Source organism: Streptococcus sanguinis (assembly GCF_050220005.1).
Classification (GTDB): Bacteria; Bacillota; Bacilli; order Lactobacillales; family Streptococcaceae; genus Streptococcus; species Streptococcus sanguinis_Z.
Genome location: NZ_CP071413.1, coordinates 1,016,596 through 1,033,755 on the forward strand (window position 1 = coordinate 1,016,596; position 17,160 = coordinate 1,033,755).

At 46.0% G+C, this 17,160-nt stretch carries 7 protein-coding genes; all 7 read left to right on the forward strand.

The annotated features are described in order from the left end of the window. The first annotated feature begins 2 nt into the window (after window positions 1-2). The 7 genes from J1C86_RS04940 to J1C86_RS04970 all read left to right on the forward strand — a co-directional run bounded on the left by J1C86_RS04940 (window position 3) and on the right by J1C86_RS04970 (window position 17,055). Window positions 3-2,498 (forward strand): PEP/pyruvate-binding domain-containing protein, encoded by a 2,496-nt coding sequence (locus J1C86_RS04940; protein ID WP_125409627.1) that lies wholly within the window; start codon window positions 3-5, stop codon window positions 2,496-2,498. Next, window positions 2,485-3,117, forward strand: coding sequence for a CDP-alcohol phosphatidyltransferase family protein (locus J1C86_RS04945; RefSeq protein WP_049542814.1), 633 nt, complete (start codon window positions 2,485-2,487; stop codon window positions 3,115-3,117). The genes J1C86_RS04940 and J1C86_RS04945 overlap by 14 nt, the downstream gene beginning before the upstream one ends. Continuing rightward, complete coding sequence (locus J1C86_RS04950) at window positions 3,110-3,982, forward strand: phosphatidylserine decarboxylase (RefSeq protein WP_125406807.1); 873 nt, start codon at window positions 3,110-3,112, stop codon at window positions 3,980-3,982. Before J1C86_RS04945 ends, J1C86_RS04950 begins: the two co-directional genes overlap by 8 nt. Beyond that, on the forward strand, window positions 3,967-4,866 hold the full coding sequence (locus J1C86_RS04955) for a UbiA family prenyltransferase (protein WP_125406804.1): 900 nt from the start codon (window positions 3,967-3,969) through the stop codon (window positions 4,864-4,866). The genes J1C86_RS04950 and J1C86_RS04955 overlap by 16 nt, the downstream gene beginning before the upstream one ends. After that, window positions 4,866-7,349 carry a phosphoenolpyruvate synthase gene (locus J1C86_RS04960; RefSeq protein ID WP_125406802.1) on the forward strand — a complete coding sequence of 828 codons (2,484 nt, stop codon included), beginning with the start codon at window positions 4,866-4,868 and terminating at the stop codon, window positions 7,347-7,349. The genes J1C86_RS04955 and J1C86_RS04960 overlap by 1 nt, the downstream gene beginning before the upstream one ends. Continuing rightward, complete coding sequence (locus J1C86_RS04965; RefSeq protein ID WP_125406799.1) at window positions 7,336-8,409, forward strand: hypothetical protein; 1,074 nt, start codon at window positions 7,336-7,338, stop codon at window positions 8,407-8,409. Before J1C86_RS04960 ends, J1C86_RS04965 begins: the two co-directional genes overlap by 14 nt. A gap of 204 nt (window positions 8,410-8,613) precedes the next feature. Beyond that, the gene (locus J1C86_RS04970) at window positions 8,614-17,055 is read left to right on the forward strand and encodes a ZmpA/ZmpB/ZmpC family metallo-endopeptidase (protein WP_125406796.1); all 8,442 of its coding nucleotides are present in this window, start codon (window positions 8,614-8,616) and stop codon (window positions 17,053-17,055) included. The last annotated feature ends 105 nt before the right edge of the window (window positions 17,056-17,160 follow it).

The following is a 17,160-nucleotide window of genomic DNA, read 5'->3' on the forward strand; positions in this document are numbered from 1 at the left end:
TGATGAAAGAACTATGGCTGGAAAAAGAGCCTTCGACCGTCTATGGCGGTAAAATCAATCAGTTAATCAACCTTTGTCAGCTGGGGCTTTCAGTTCCTAAGGGTTTGATTTTGCCAGCAGACCGAGTAATGGATTGGCTAAGCGCAGCTCTGCCAGAATACTCAAAAGAGGGACTTAAAGAGTTAATTCATTTGGGCAAGGAGGAAATTGCGGATCGTTTGCAGCAGTATCCCTTGGATCCAGCTTGGCTACAGCAGTTAGCAGACTTTTGTCAGGAAAATCAAGCTTATATCGTTCGCAGTAGTTCCATCTTAGAAGACGGACAGGCCATGTCATTTGCTGGTCAGTATGACTCGATTGGCAACTGCTGGACACTGTCAGAAATTGAGCAGGGCATTCGTTCTTGTCTGCTTTCTCTTTTTAATCCAGAGGCCTTGGCTTACTGGCAGCGTCAGGTTCTGGCAGAGCAGGATTTTGCCATGGCAGTGCTGATTCAGGAGCAGATAGAGCCTGACTTCAGCGGTGTCTGCTTTTCCCTTGATGTGGCGACTAATCAGGACCAGACCATGCTGTTGGAGTATGTAAAAGGCTCGGCTGAGAGCTTGGTTAGCGGTCTAGTTAATCCTGATCAGTTGACTCTTCCTTGGTACAAGCCAGACTGGAGCCAGTTTGAAAAAGTTGAAATGCCTCTGGCAGTCTTGCAGAAACTGCATGCCCAGGTGTTGGAGATTGTGGCGTATTTTGGTCGGCCTATGGATATTGAGTGGTGTGCTGTCCAAGAGCAAGTCTATCTGCTGCAGGCTAGGCCTATCACAACAGTACCAACTAAAATCGACAGTGGCCGCTGGACGACGGCGAATTTTCGGGATGGAGGCGTCGCGGCCCAGCCCTGTCCAAACCTGATGTGGAGCCTTTATCGCCATTCTTGGCAAGAGGCACTCTCCAGCTTTTTGCTGGCTATTGGCTTAGAGCCAGATGGTGTGATGCCGCCGCTGATGCGCCTGCATTATGCCCGACCTTTCTGGAACTTAGGCGTGGTCAAGCAAGGTATGGAGCAGATTCCGGGTTATATTGAGCGAGACTTTGATGATGAGCTGGGAGTCAATAAAGACTACCAAGGTCAAGGTTTTACCAGCAAATTAAGTCCAGCCTTGCTCTTGAATTTCCTGCGGGTAGCCTTGAAAACGCAAAAGGTAACTAAGACTTTTCTGCATCAGGCGCCAGACAAGCTGCAAGAGCTGCGTCAGCAATTTACCCGCCTGAATCAAGAAATCCAAGAACTAAACGACCAAAGTCCGCTCCAGCAAGTCGAGAGTCTTTGGCAATTAGTGCTAAATCAGGCTTATTTAGACAGTGAGGGAACTTATTTCTGGCAGGCCTACATCAATACGGTCCAGCTGTCTATGAAAAAGACCAGTCTACTCAAATGGCTGACGGTTGATGAATTTTTCCAACTGATTGCTAAGTTGGGAAATGTTTCGCATACCAAGCCTTTGGCTAGGATGCTGGAAGTTGCGGATCTTGTTTTGGCAGACGAGAAACTGACAGACGATTGGTTGAAGCTATCGGTGGAAGAATTGCAGGAACTGACTGCACAATATCCTGAGCGAGCAGATTTTATCAAGATTCAGGATTTCCAAAAGGACTTTGGCTATCACTCGGCTCGGGAGCTGGACTTGCGAGTAGCTAGTTACGAAGAAGATGCTCATCAGGTTATGACAGCGGTCCAGCAGTTGGTTGCTGATTCAGCGTATTACCAAGCGGCCAAAGCTTCGCTCAGTCCTGTCTCAGGGTCTGAGCTGGATTTGGCTCATCTATCTCGAACCAAGCAGAAAAAGATAGAAAAAATCAGCGAAGACCTGCGGAACTTGCTTTGGTGGCGGGAGGAATTCAAGGATATTTCCACGCGCTATTACCACCTCATTCGTCAGATTAGCCTCAAATTCGGCCGAACCTATGAAAAGCGAGGCTTTCTGAAAGATTCTCAAGATGTTTTTTACATTAAGAAAGAAAGTCTGACCGCCTTTATGGAAGGGCAAAAGACTGCTGACCAGCTGCAAGAAGCAGCAGCAGATAATCGGCATTATTGCCATGCCTATCGGAATTTTGAGCCAGCGGGAGATTTGACCGACAAAGAGATGAGACTGGAAGAGGTGGCCCATGAGAGTCAGGCCCTGCTGACGGGAATGCCAGCCAGCAGCGGTCAGGTAACCGGTCGGGTTCGAGTTCTCTTGGATTTGGCTGATATTGAGACGATTGAGCCAGGAGAAATCCTTGTCACTCGCTATACAGATACGGGTTGGAGCTATGTTTTCGGTATTCTAGGCGGTCTTGTGACAGAGTACGGCGGGGTTCTCTGCCATGCCTCCATTGTCGCTCGGGAATGCGGGATTCCAGCTCTAGTCTGCGCTAAGAATGCAACTCAGCTACTAGAAACTGGCATGCTGGTTACTTTAGATGGAAGAAGAGGAGAAATAAGAATTCATGAAGAAGAATGAACCTTTGTTTATTGGTGAATACGACAAATCTGTTATCCTGACCTATATGGGCGCTACTTTTGCACTGTTGGCAGTCTATGCCATCATTCAGTCCCAGCTGCGGCTGGCCATGATGGCCTTTATCGTTAGCGGTATCTGCGACCTTTTTGATGGTTTGGTGGCGCGACGGATGAAGCGGACTGAAAGTCAGAAGCGTTTCGGTATTGAGATTGATTCCCTCTGCGACATGATTAGCTTTGCGGCTCTTCCAGCTGTGCTTCTCATGACTCAGCTGCCCTTGGGAGCGGCCAATATCGTCTTGGCTGTCCTCTATGTCTTGGCTGCGGTTACGCGCTTGGCGCATTTTAATCGCTTGGCCAAGCATGATGAAGGATCTGGCTATTATTTTATCGGCTTGCCCGTGACTTACAGCGCCCTATTTTTCCCATTGACCTATCTGGTCTGTCAATGGCTGGCGCCTGCTCTCTTTGCTTGGGTGTGGTTAGGTTTGTCTCTTTTGCTGCCCTTCCTATTTGTCTACAACTGCCGGATTCCCAAGCCAAATAAGCTGGCCTATCTGGTCTTTGCGATTCTAGCTGTTGCAAGTCTGATTGGTCTGGGGGTTCTCCCGCATGGTTAAGGTCTATCAGAGAAGGACTGGCCAAGTAGTTGAACCGACAGAATACAAGGCGGGTCTGTTAGACAAGCTTTATGGTACTGCTTGGGGGCGCTTCCTATTGCCTATCTTGACCCGACCTAGCCTGTCTTATCTTCTGACTTTGAAAGACTACACTCCTTGTTCTCGCAAGAAAGTGGCAGATTTTGTGGAAAATTATCAGCTGGATCTGGTTGACTATGAAGATGGTCCCTATTCTAGCTTCGCGGCTTTCTTCAAGCGGAAAATCAAGTCTGGTCTTCGTCCAGTCTGTCCTGACAGTCAAGTACTGGCAGTGGCAGATGCCAAGCTAGAGGCTTTTACCATCAGTCAGGACTTACAGCTAACGATAAAGGGTCAGATATACAATCTAGCTGACTTACTGTTGGATGAAAAGTTGGCTCAGTTGTTTAGTGGCGGAACAGCGCTTGTCTATCGTTTGGGAGTGGAAGACCTGCACCGCTATCTGGCAGCTGAATCCGGCAGAATTACCCAAAGACGAAAAATCAAAGGCCGCCTGCATACGGTCAGGCAGGTAGCCCAGAAGCGGCGCTTGATTTACAAGGAAAATAAAAGAGAATACTGTCTTTTAGATACCGACCTAGGACCTGTCCTGCAGATGGAAGTAGGGGCTCTCTTGGTCGGAAGAATATACAATCACAGTCAGGACCATTTGGTCAGGGGACAGGAGAAGGGCTGCTTTGGTCTGGGTGGCTCAACCATTCTTGTCCTCTATCCAGCAGGCACGATTCGCTTGGATCAGGATATCCTGACTTACTCAGACCTCGGAATAGAAACCCAGATTCAAATGGGGGAAAAGATTGGAGAAAAGCTATGTTTAAACGATTAGCTGTTTATTATAAGGAAATGTTTCCTTTGCTGCCGCGCTTTTTTGTGGCTGCCATCATGTTTTTTGAGATTTATTTTGTCCTCTTGCTCAATGACGGAGTGACCACCTTTCACTTTGACCATCAGGAGTTAATCGGGATTTTTACGATTTTTGTCTTTCTGATGATTCTGCGAATTGCGGATGATTTCAAGGACTATGAGACTGATAGACGCCTCTTTCCTCATCGAGCTCTGCCATCTGGTCGGGTAAAAAAGAAGGACCTGGCTATTGCCCTCAGCTTTATCGTAGCTGTGTCTGTACTTCTCAATATTCTCTTTATGAACAATATCGGCTGGTTCCTCTTTCTCTATATCTACGGAACCCTCATGTCCTTCTGGTTCTTCAAGCGTGACAAGATTCAAAATTCTCTGCCACTGGCTCTTGTGACCCATAATCCGGTCATGATGATTTTGAATCTCTATACCATCTCTTTTGTCTGCTACAAGTACAATCTGCCTCTCTTGTCTCTTCCGACGGTCTTGCTGGCCTTTACCATGTATTTCCCAAGTCTGATCTGGGAAGTTTGCCGCAAGATTCGGGCGCCAAAAGACGAGACCGAGTATGTGACTTATTCTAAACTCTTTGGTTACAAAAAAGCCACTCGCTTTATTGAGGTGGTGACTCTGCTGGATATCTTGACCAATTTCGTCTTGCTCTGGAATATTTCCCATGTCGGAGTGGTAGTATTGGTCCTTAATGTTATCTGGATGACTGTACAGTTTGAGCAGTTTATCAAGGATCCGACTCGCTTTAATATCCGGGAGCGGGTAGAGCGTTATACCTATATCACGGAGACGACCATGGTTCTGTCCGTTGCTGTTTATCTCTTGATGGGGGTACTTTGATGAAAAGAATCAAGCAGACAGGGCTTGACCAGGTCGGAGGCAAGGCCTATCATTTGCTGAAAATGCAGGCTGCTGGTTTGCCGATTCCTGACTTTGCAGTGTTTGTTTTTGACTTTTTTCAAAAATCTGCCAGCTCTGCTGACTTGGAGCGGATGGAAGCAGCCTATCGGTCTGGAGAGTTGGACTTGTCCCAAATCAGTCAGCAGCTCCAGGACTGGGCTAAAGAGCAGTTTTCGCAAGAAGATCTGACGGCAGCAGAAAACTGGATTCATCAGGAGTTTTCTCAGAAAGACTGTCGCTTCGCAGTTCGATCATCTGCTACCATTGAGGATGGGAAGGCTTCATCCTTTGCCGGTCAGTTTGAGAGCCAGCTCAATGTGAAGCCAGATGGACTTAAAGAAGCTATCCAAGCGACCTTGCTCTCTCTTTATCAGGAGTCAGCTCTTAGTTATCTGTTTGAGCAAGGCCTATCGTTGAAGCAGGCACAGATGATTTGCCTTGTGCAGGTCATGCAGGAGGGAGACTTGTCTGGGATTTACTTCACAGCTAATCCCAAGGGCATTCTGAACGAGCACATCATTGTTATCGGTCGGGGCTTGGGCAATAAGGTTGTTGAGGATAAGATTCCTACAACGATGGTGACGCTCCATCCCAAGGATCAGCTCTTTTATACTGAGCAGACGGAGGACTCACCAGACGTATCACAGGAACAACTTGCGGAGCTGCAAGCCTTGGCGAGTCAGGTAAGTCAGCTTTTCGGACCTTATATGGATATGGAGTTCACCTTTGAAAATGGCCAGCTCTATCTCTTGCAGGCTCGACCTATTACTACCTTGCCTGAGAGACAGCGGATTATTTTGGATAACAGCAACATTGTCGAGAGTTATCCGGGCGTTTCCAGTCCTCTGACTATTAGCTTTATCCAAGAGGCTTATGCCAGCATTTTTCGTAGTCTGGCCCAGCGCTTGGTTGGCAAGGATGCCCCTGAGTTGGCTGCCTATGAAGCCACTTTTCAAAATATGCTGCAGCCGGTCAATAGCCGAGTTTATTACCAGATTCAGAGCTGGTATCAGCTCTTGCAGCTTCTGCCTTTTTCTAAGAAAATCATTCCTATCTGGCAGGATATGCTGGGAGTGCGAGAGACAGAGGTACCTCAGATGCCGGTGCACTTGTTTGCTTTCAAACGCCTGCAAATCATGCTTCGTATCATCCGAGAGTTCTGGACAGCGCCCAAGCAAATGCGGCAGTTAGAAGAGCAGTTTGCCCAGATTCAGCGCGAATACGAAGCGAGCTTTTCTCCCGACGCAGGTGCGGAGACCTTGATTGCCTTGGTAAGCAAGCTAAAAGAGGATATTCTGGCTCACTGGGACATTACGCTGGTCAATGATCTCTATGCTTTTGTCTATACCGGACTCCTTAAGAAGTCGCGTCGCGGCGGGGCTGTTCAGGCTGAGATTGCAGGAATTGAGCAGATTGAAAGTATGAGGCCGGCTTTGGCTCTGCAGGCTTTAACAGCTCAGCTGAAAGCAGAAGAAAATGCAGAGATTAGACAGGCTATGGAAACTGAAAGCTCAGCAGTCTTTCTAAGTCGCCAGCATCCTTTGGTTCAAGAAATAGTCCATTTTATCCATGAATTTGGCGATCGGGCTCCGGAAGAGTTGAAGTTAGAAACACCAACCTTCCGAACGCATCCAGAGCGTCTGCTCAAGCTCCTGCTGCAAATGTGCCAGCAAGAGGAGAAGAAGTTGGCTCCTCAGAAACTTGAAGAAGAGGAGCAAAAATCAGGCTGGTGGACGAATTTTCTTCGCAAGCGAGCCATGACTGGTGTTAAATATCGGGAAAGCTCCCGCTTAAACCGCACACGAATCTACGGCATGATGCGGCAGATTTTCCGAACACTTGGGCAGCAATTAGCTGCGCAAGGGCTGCTGGCTAACCCTGACGAAGTTTTTTACCTGACAAAGGAAGAGTTGTTTGAGCTGACCAGAAAGCCCAGAGATGTTAGCGGCTTGATAGCCGAGCGTCAGGAGAAATTGGAGGCTGACAAGGAACTGCCAACCTTTAGTCGCTATGTTTTTACTGGACAAGTCTTCGAGAAATATCTGAAACCGCAAAACCACACCAGCAGTCATAATACGGGCAATCAAGCCTTACAAGGGATTGGCTGCTCACCTGGTTGCGTTAAGGCTCAGGTTCTGATCGTAGAAGATGTGCAGGAGATTGAGTCTGCTCAGGACCGGATTATCGTTACCAAGATGACCGATCCGGGCTGGGTCTATCTTCTGACTCAAGCCAAGGGTGTCATTGCCGAGCAGGGGTCTTTGCTCTCCCACACGGCCATTATTTCCCGCGAGTTGGGTATTCCTTCTATTGTCAATGTCAAAGGTGCTTGTAGCCAATTGCAAAATGGAGACTGGATTGAGATGGATGGCCTTACTGGCAAGATTCGACTGATCAAGGAGGAAGACCATGCTGCAAATTAAACCAGTCAAACCAAATACGACAGAGCTGGATGATTTTCTAGCTCTGCCCAAGAAGATTTACCAGCCAGACCACCTCATGCAGTCGGAAGAGGAAGAACTGGCTTTAATTGAGGGCAGCCACCCGCTGAGTTCTGACTTAGAAACCTATGCTTTTATTGGCTATGAGGAGAGTCAGTCTTGTATTCGAGGCCTCCTGACCTTCTATCCAGGTGATGAGGCTGCTTACTTGGGATTTTTCGAGTCAATCAATGACCAGCAGATTGCATCTGCTTTTATCGAGCATTTAGCTGGATTTGCCCGCAGTCTCGGAGCGATTAAGATAATCGGCCCCGTACAAGCAAGTTTTTGGCTGGGGTATCGAATGCAGCTGACTGGAACAGAGGAGCTCCCTTTTACAGGGGAGCCTCATAATCCAGCCTATTATCCCCAGCTGTGGCAGGTTGCTGGTTTTGAACTCAAGGAGCGCTATCTGTCCAATTTTTATCCCAAGGTCAGTAATCAAACTCATCAGGATAAGCTGGCTCATCGTTTTGAGGCTTTTGAAAAAGCGGGTTTCACCATTTGCTCTCCCAAAAAGAAGGACTGGGAAGAAGCCTCGCTGCAGGTTTTTGAGCTTCTCAATCGGCTCTATCAAGATTTTCCGATTTATCGGTCTATTTCCAGTCAACAGTTCAGTCAGATTTTTCAAAAATACCAGTATATTCTTGATTTTTCTATGGTTAAACTAGCCTATAAGAAGGGCAAGCTGGCTGGTTTTCTGATTGCCATGCCGGACTACGGTTCTCTGGTTTATCAAAAACTGACTCCTCTTAACCTAGCCAAGCTTTTTTGGACCAAGCGTTTTCCAAAACGTTATACGATTATGTATCTAGGAGTAGATGAGCAATTCTTGGGGTTGGGCTCTGCCTTGGCCTATCCGATTTTTAAAGAAGCACAGAAGCGACAGGCTTCAGCTATCGGTGCCTTGATTCATCAAAAAACTGTCACGCGCCACTATGCAGCGGAATTGCAAGGAGACAAGCATGAGTATGGTCTCTTTGAGTTGAATTTGAACTCCTGACTAACAAAGTAAATCACATTTTAAAAAGCAAATTTTCTAACCGAAGATTTGTTTTTTTAGTTAAAAATGAACACTATTTTCAGGTTGTTCAAAAACATGATGATTTCAGCTTTCAAAGATATATTTTTAAGCAAAAGCATTGAATTTTTGTAGGAAATTCTGTAAAATTTTAAGAGATTATTATATGGAGAAAAGGGAATTATTATGGAAAAAAGAATCACTGGCGATACGCTCCAGCGTTATTCTTTTAGAAAGTTATCAGTAGGATTGGTTTCCGCCACTATCGGAAGCTTCTTTTTGAGTACCGCAATAGGGGGAAATATAAGCACGGTTGAGGCTGCAGAAGTCTCAGCCGGCAAAACCGTTCCAGTCCAGTATCACTACGTAGTAGAGTCTGAGCTGACTGAAGCTGAGAAGAATGCAGTTGTTAAGGAGCTTCCAAAGTTTGTGGAAGAAAACTCTGATGCTTATTATCTGGTTTACCGTCCTAAGACCCAGGGGCTTTCGGCAAAAAGTTTGCCAAAGACGGGCTACTCAAGTCTGTGGGAAGCGACATTTGCAGCTGCTGGACTGACTTTAGCAGTCTTAGTAATTGCACGAGGTAGAAATGGCAAGCGATACCTGTCTTCTATTTTGCTAGTGACGGGTCTAGGTTCTATTCTCCTAGCTCCTTCTGTATTTGCAGTGACCAATATTGAATTAGCCGCCTACAATCAAAGGCTGGATTTGACAGTGGGAGATAAGCTGCCGGAGCCTTTAGAGATTGCTGGTTTTGAGTATGTCGGCTATCTGAAAAGCGGTGAACAGGGCAAGGAGAACGCAGCAGGAAGTCATCAGCTTCCTACGGCACAGAAGGACTTGTCAGCTGTTGAAGTCGATCAGCAGGCGGGCAAATCTGCTAGCCTTTCTGGGAATCCGAGTGCTGCCAACAAGCCGGTATCTACTGAGACAGAGAAACTAACCGAGCAAGAAAGAGAAATCATTGCTGCCAAAGAGCGCGAATTTGCTCGGCTTTCTCCAGTCACTGAAGTACCAGAACTGGAATTCAAGAGCCAAGAAAGCAGCCAAACCCAAGTCCTGCCTTATCAAACAGAATACCAATATTCAAATGAACTCGCAGAGGGGCAATCTCAGGTCATTCGAGCAGGTGTCGCTGGTACACGTACTGTCGTCACTCGCAATTATATTGCAGGTAAAGAAATTGTAAAAAGCGAAGTGGTTTCAGACCAGGTAACTGCAGAGCCAGTTTCAGAAATTGTGCTGGTTGGAACTGCTGCAGTAAAATCTGTGCCAAAAGAGGCGCCAGTTCAAGAAGTCCCTGAATTGACTACTTATGGAACGACGCCCGATACTGCACCGGTTCAAGAAGTGCCTGAGCTAACGACTTATGGCACTGCACCAGACACCGCTCCAGTACAAGAAGTTCCGGAACTAACAACTTATGGTACCGCACCAGACACCGCTCCAGTACAAGAAGTTCCAGAGTTAACAACTTATGGTACCTCACCAGATGAAGCACCCGTGCAAGAAGTTCCCGAATTGACGACTTATGGCACAACGCTAGATACAGCACCGGTTCAAGAAGTCCCAGAGCTAACAACTTATGGTACCTCACCAGATGAAGCACCCGTGCAAGAAGTTCCCGAATTGACAACTTATGGCACTGCGCCAGATACCGCACCTGTGAATGAAGTTCCCGAATTGAAAACGTATGGCACTGCACCAGATACAGCGCCAGTACAAGAAGTTCCGGAACTAACAACTTATGGTACCGCACCAGATGAAGCACCCATGCATCAAGCTCCAGAATTAGAGCTGACTGCGACGGATGAAACAAGAAGAGAAAAGATCGATTTTTCCGTCGAAGAACAGTATACTGATGAGATTCCAGAAGGCAGTCGCCAAATTGTCACACCAGGTGTCCAGGGTGAGCGGGCTATTACCACTCGTATCTATACCTCGAATGGCCAAGAGGTTGACCGCCAAGTTTTATCGGATGAAGAAATTCTTGCAGCAGTCACTCAGATTATTAAGGTCGGAACAAGTAAATCAAGCCTGATTCCGGCTGACGCACCAAAGGTTGAAGAACTACCAGAATACCCGCTAACTTACACCGACGAAACGCGCGTAGAGAAAATCAACTATACTATTCGTGAAGAAGAAACGGACGAGCTAGTCCAAGGCGCCCGTCAAATAGCGACTCCAGGTGTTGAGGGTGAGAGCACGATTAAGACTCGTGTCTACAGTTCCAACGGTCAAGAAGTTGACCGCCAAGAGCTTTCGAATGAGGAAACTCTGGCTCCAGTAACGCAAGTTGTCAAAGTCGGAACAGCTAAGCCAAATATGGTACCGAATGATGCACCAAAAGTAGACGCTTTGCCAGAATACCCGTTGACTTATACAGACGAAACGCGTGTAGAGAAAATCAACTTCACAATTCGTGAAGAAGAAACGGACGAACTTGTTCGAGATGCCCGTCAAATAGCGACTCCAGGTGTTCAGGGTGAGCGGACGATTAAGACTCGTGTCTACAGCTCCAACGGTCAAGAAGTTGACCGCCAAGAGCTGTCCAATGAAGAAACCTTGGCTCCAGTAACGCAAGTTGTTAAAGTCGGAACTGCTAAGCCAAACATGGTTCCAAGTGATGCACCGAAAGCCGATGCTCTTCCAGAGTACCCATTGACTTACACGGACGAAACCCGAGTAGAGAAAATCAACTTCAATATTGAAGAACAATACACAGATGAATTGCCACAGGACGCTCGTCAAATTGCGACTCCAGGTGTCCAAGGCGAGCGGACGATTAAGACCCGCGTCTACAGCTCCAACGGCCAAGAAATCGACCGCCAAGAATTGTCTAATGAGGAAACCTTGGCTCCAGTAACGCAAGTTGTCAAAGTTGGTACGGCTAAGCCAAACATGTTACCAAGTGATGCACCGAAAGCAGAAGTTCTTCCAGAGTATCCGCTGACTTACACGGATGAAACTCGAGTAGAGAAAATCAACTTCACAATTCGAGAAGAAGAAACTGACGAACTTGTTCGAGATGCCCGTCAAATCACAACTCCAGGTGTGCAAGGTGAGCGAACAATCAAGACCCGTGTCTACAGTTCCAACGGTCAAGAAATTGACCGCCAAGAGCTATCTAATGAGGAAACATTAGCTCCCGTACCGCAAGTTGTCAAAGTTGGTACAGCTAAGCCAACCATGGTCCCAAGTGATGCACCGAAAGCCGATGCTCTTCCAGAATACCCTCTAACATACACCGACGAAACTCGTGTAGAAAAAATCAACTTCACTATTCGTGAAGAAGAAACGGACGAACTTGTTCGAGATGCCCGTCAAATCACAACTCCAGGTGTGCAAGGTGAGCGAACAATCAAGACCCGTGTCTACAGTTCTAATGGCCAAGAAATCGATCGCCAAGAACTTTCGAATGAGGAAACTCTAACTCCAGTAACGCAAGTTGTCAAAGTCGGCACGGCTAAGCCAACCATGGTACCAGGTGATGCACCAAAAGCAGAGGCTTTACCAGAATATCAGCTGACATACGCCGACGAAACTAGAGTTGAAAAAATCAACTTCTCTATTCGTGAAGAAGAAACGGACGAGTTGGTTCGAGATGCCCGTCAAATCGCAACACCGGGTGTTCAGGGCGAGCGGACCATCAAGACCCGCGTCTACAGCTCTAACGGTCAAGAAATTGACCGCCAAGAGCTTTCTAATGAAGAGACTCTAGCTCCAGTGACGCAAGTTGTCAAAGTCGGAACAGCTAAGCCAAACATGTTGCCAAGTGAAGCTCCGAAAGCAGACGTGTTACCAGAGTATCCACTGACTTACACCGACGAAACGCGAGTTGAGAAGATTAACTTCACCATTCGCGAAGAAGAGACAGACGAGCTTGTACGAGATGCCCGTCAAATCGCAACACCGGGAGTGCAAGGCGAGCGGACCATCAAGACCCGTGTCTACAGTTCCAACGGTCAGGAAATTGATCGTCAAGAACTATCTAATGAAGAGACTCTAGTTCCAGTGACGCAAGTTGTCAAAGTCGGAACAGCTAAGCCACATATGGTACCGGACGATGCACCAAAAGCAGAAGCTTTAGAAGAATTCGATTTAATTCCACTACACAATCTATTAGCAGAAGCAGATCAGATTAAAGCTCAGGCACGTTATTTCAACGATAGTCAGAGCCATCAATCTAGCTATGATACTGCTTTGACAGCAGGTCAAGCAATCCTGAACCGATCACATGCTAGCCAAGAAGAAGTCAACCAACTGGTGGAACAAATCAATCAAGCCAAGACTCAGTTAAGCGGTCTTGAGGTTGTCAAAACGGTTCTTCAAAACGAGTACGATTTAAATCCAACTGTTAAAACAAGTGCTAAATATAAAAATGCGGATTCAGATAAGCAGACAGCTTATACTGACGAATTGACCAAGGCAGAAGGAGTTCTGAACAATCAAACTGCAACACAAGTGCAGGTCAATCAAGCATTTGCTAGCCTGACAGCAGCCAAGGAAGCTCTAAATGGAGTGCCTAAAGTCAAGCCGACAGTTTCTATTCTAAGTTTGACAGAAAATGCAGATGACAAGTCGGTTACGGTTCAATATAGATTGGAAGACCAGACCCAGTCCTTCCGTTCAGCAACTGCAGAATTGTACAAGGGAGATCAGCTTGTTCGCACTCTTCCGATTACCAATTTCGCAGGAAGTCTGAAGATTGGCGACTTAGACTACTACACAGGCTATACCCTGAAAACTAAACTGACTTATGAACTGGATAATGGCAGCTTAACAGAACTTGAAACGGACAGCCGCAATTTTGAATTGGAATACAAGAAGATTGCCTTCCGAGATATTGATTCGGCAGAGTTTTACAGAAAAGAAAACGACCAGTTTAAGCGCGTCGTGTCCATGAGCTCTATGCCTACAGATCTGTCTACCTACTTCGTCAAAGTCAAATCAAGTGAATCTAAGGAAATGCTCCTGCCGGTTCACAGCATAGCGGAAAGTCATAAGGATGGCAGGGATGTCTATAAGGTGACAGTCTCTCTGCCTGAGCTGGTCCAAGAAGGTGAGACAGGCTATAAGTCTGGCTATGACTTCTATATCAGTAAGGCAGTTCCTAGCCAGCAAAATGCCTACACTAGCTTTGCTGGTTTGGTAGACGCTATGAAGCAAAATATGGCTGGCAACTATGTTCTGGGAGCTGATTTGGATGCTAGCGAAGTTAGTCTGGCACCTGCAGACTATGTCTACCTCAAAGGGAACTTCACAGGCAGTCTGACAGGTAACCATAATGGCAAGCAGTACGCTATTTATAATCTAGCCAAGCCTTTATTTGAAAATCTCAAGAGTGGTTCCTCTATTTCTAATCTGGATTTGAAAGAGGTCAATATTGTCGGTACTTACGACTCAGCTGCCCTGGCTCGCAATGCAGAAAATGCTCGAATCACAGATGTTTCAGTCCAAGGTAGAGTAGAAGTAAAAGAAAATGCTTCACAGGTGGCAGGTTTGGTCGTTATTGCTAACAATACGCAAATTACCAATAGCTCCTTTACTGGAACTATCGTGTCAAATGATAAACAGGGTAAAGAATACAATGTCGGTGGTTTGGTTGCCAATCTTAAGGGAGGAAACTCCTTGATTAGCCAAAGCAGGGCAGATGTGACTATTCTAGCAGGCGCTAGAGCCAACAACCAACGCTTCGGTGGTCTGGTTGGCCGTTTAGAAAACAATGCCCGCATCAGTCGTTCTTATGTAGCTGGAAAAATCAAAAACTCTACTAAAAACGGTCAGATTGGTGGCGTGGTTGGCTCCAATTACTTTAATGGCTTGATCGATAAGGTCATCAGCAATGTCAGCGGTACAAATGTTTACAGTATTTCTGGCGATCAGGGATATGAGAACAACCGTATCACAGAAGCTTATGCCGTTGAAGGAAATAAAACACTGGAAAATGACAAGTTTGTCACATCAACACTGACTCTGAACCAGGCAGAAGAGAAGCTGGCTAGCTTAGACATTACGACCACGCTAGAAGACACGAATCTCAACCTTTATTCTGTCAACTATGCTCAGGAAAAGAATGCTCGAGAAGACCGTCTGATAGCTTATGCTAACATGGAAAAGCTCCTTCCATTCTACAATAAGGAGACCATCGTTGCTTATGGAAATAAACTTCCAGATAATCACAAGCTCAATACAGAGTACTTGCTGGATGTTGTTCCGATGAAGGGTGACCAGATTATCACTGATATCAATAGCAACAAGACCGGAATTAACCGTCTGATGCTGCACTTTGAGGATAATACGGTTGATTACCTGAATCTGACCTATAAGGGAGATTTCAAATATAAGGCAATTGCAGAGTACAGTGTAAATGGCTTAGACCTCCTTTATACTCCAGAGGCTTTCCTATCAGACTATAGCAGAATTCTCAATCAAGTGCTGCCAGAGTTGAACAAGGTTGTCCTTGACTCACCAACTATGCGAACTGTTTTAGGCGTGAATGCTGACACTTCTCTGGATGATCTCTATCTGGATACGGCTTTTGACCAAGTCAAGACCAAGCTGTCACAAGAGTTACGCAAGGTACTGGCTATGGACAAGTCTATCAATACGGAAGGCAATGTTGTAGCAGACTATATAGCTCAGCAAATTAAAGACAATAAAGAAGCCTTCTTACTTGGTCTGACCTATCTCAATCGTTGGTATAATATCAACTATGACAATATCAATGTCAAGGATTTGTCAGCCTATAAATTTGACTTCTTTGGAAATCATAATGCTTCAACCTTAGATACCATCATTTCACTTGGTAAGTCAGGCATGAACAATCTTAAAGCTAAGAACAACTATATGGCTTATGATGCCTCACTTTCTGAAGCGACTGGTAAACGAGGACTCTTCAACTATCTGGAAGGCTATCGTCAGCTCTTCCTGCCGGACAAGAGCAATAATGAATGGCTCAAGACCAATACAAAGGCCTACATCGTTGAGGCTAAGTCCGATTTAGCAGAAGCGAGACAGCTTCAGGATGCAGCCGAAGACAAGAGTAAGTATTCTGTCGGCGTTTACGACAAAATTACTGCTGATAATTGGGAACACAAGGGCATGCTCTTGCCACTCTTGACCATGACTGAGAAGGGTGTCTATGCTATCTCCAATATGTCTACCATCTCCATGGGGGCTTATGACCGTTATCGCCTTGATGCCAATGGCAGGGTTCGGACAGATGCAGAGCTAGCGGAATTTGTCGAAGACCGAGTGAGAAAAACAGCTGAATACCAGCGCGATCACTATGACTTCTGGTATAAAATTCTAAGCGATGAAAGCAAGGACAAGCTCTTCCGTTCTGTTCTGGTTTACGATGGATTCTCATTGGTTGACAAGAATGGTCAAAAATATTGGGCTCCAGCTAATGACAAAAAATCACTGGCTATGCAGGAATTCTTTGGACCAGCCGGCAAGTGGTATCCTAGCAAGGGCTATAATGCCTATGCGACAGGAAATGTAACCCACTTTGATGCAGCTAAATTGTTAGAAGACTATGGTAACTCTGTCTACACGCATGAAATGACCCATAACTCTGACGGTGGCATTTACTTTGAGGGCAATGGCCGCCGCGAAGGTCTGGGAGCTGAGCTTTATGCTCGCGGGCTCCTGCAGTCCACTCCAAGTGCGGATGAGGCAACCATTACGCTCAATACCCTCTTTAAGGTGGACAAGGATTCTAAGACGCGTCTACACACATATAACTTCAAGGAGCGCGTTCAAAATGCAGAAGACCTGCAACACTATGTCCATGGTATGTTTGACATGATTTACACGCTGGATTACCTAGAAGGTACTTCTATGCTGAAGCAGAGTGATGATGCTAAACTCCAGTGGTTCAGGAAGATGGAGAATTACTATATTACAGATAAGTATGGTAAGGAGACCCATGCCGGTAACCAGACGCGAAGCTTTACTGCTGAGGAAATCAAGCAGCTGAAGACTTTTAACTCTCTGATTGAAAATGATGTTATCACTCGTCGGGAGAATAAGGAAAGTGGTAGGTATGCACGAAATGGCTATCTCAGTCTCAGCCTCTTCTCACCAATCTACTCAGCTTTGAGCAATCCAAATGGAGCTCCGGGTGATGTTATGTTCCGCCGCACAGCATATGAGTTACTAGCAGCCAAGGGTTACCATGAAGGATTTATCCCGTATGTTTCTGGTAAGTACTCTAAGGAAGCCTTTGATGAAGGTAAGAAAACGTGGGATGGATGGTCCGGAAGAGATGTTGGTCTCGTAACTGACCAGAAAGTCTTGGAAAATGTATTCAAGGGTGAATATGATTCCTGGGTAGTCTTCAAGAAAGCTATGTATAAGGAGCGGATTGATCAGCTGATTAAGCTCAAGCCAATCACTATTGAGTACGAGCTCAGAAACCCAAGCAGTACCAAGAAAGTAACTATTCGCTCTTATGAAGAGATGCAGAAGCTGATGGACGAAGCAGTAGCAGAGGATGTACGAAACATTACCAATGCTACCAGCCGTGTTGATGCTAGCTGGGTCAACTTGCTCAAGAAGAAGATTTACAATGCTTATATTCGTGAGACAGACGACTTCAGACAGTCAATCTTTAATAAGTAAGCGGCAAAATGTTTTTCAGAAATACATTTAAAAATATCTAGACTAAAAAAGTCTAGGTATTTTTTCTGCCATCTATTTCTAATATATCAATAATAATCCATCCGA

Bases quoted from the DNA above. Each gene is read 5' to 3' on its own strand.
- J1C86_RS04940 (WP_125409627.1), top strand. From the start codon at position 3: ATGAAAGAACTATGGCTGGAAAAAGAGCCTTCGACCGTCTATGGCGGT.
- J1C86_RS04965 (WP_125406799.1), top strand. From the start codon at position 7,336: ATGCTGCAAATTAAACCAGTCAAACCAAATACGACAGAGCTGGATGAT.
- J1C86_RS04950 (WP_125406807.1), top strand. From the start codon at position 3,110: ATGGTTAAGGTCTATCAGAGAAGGACTGGCCAAGTAGTTGAACCGACA.
- J1C86_RS04955 (WP_125406804.1), top strand. From the start codon at position 3,967: ATGTTTAAACGATTAGCTGTTTATTATAAGGAAATGTTTCCTTTGCTG.
- J1C86_RS04960 (WP_125406802.1), top strand. From the start codon at position 4,866: ATGAAAAGAATCAAGCAGACAGGGCTTGACCAGGTCGGAGGCAAGGCC.
- J1C86_RS04945 (WP_049542814.1), top strand. From the start codon at position 2,485: ATGAAGAAGAATGAACCTTTGTTTATTGGTGAATACGACAAATCTGTT.
- J1C86_RS04970 (WP_125406796.1), top strand. From the start codon at position 8,614: ATGGAAAAAAGAATCACTGGCGATACGCTCCAGCGTTATTCTTTTAGA.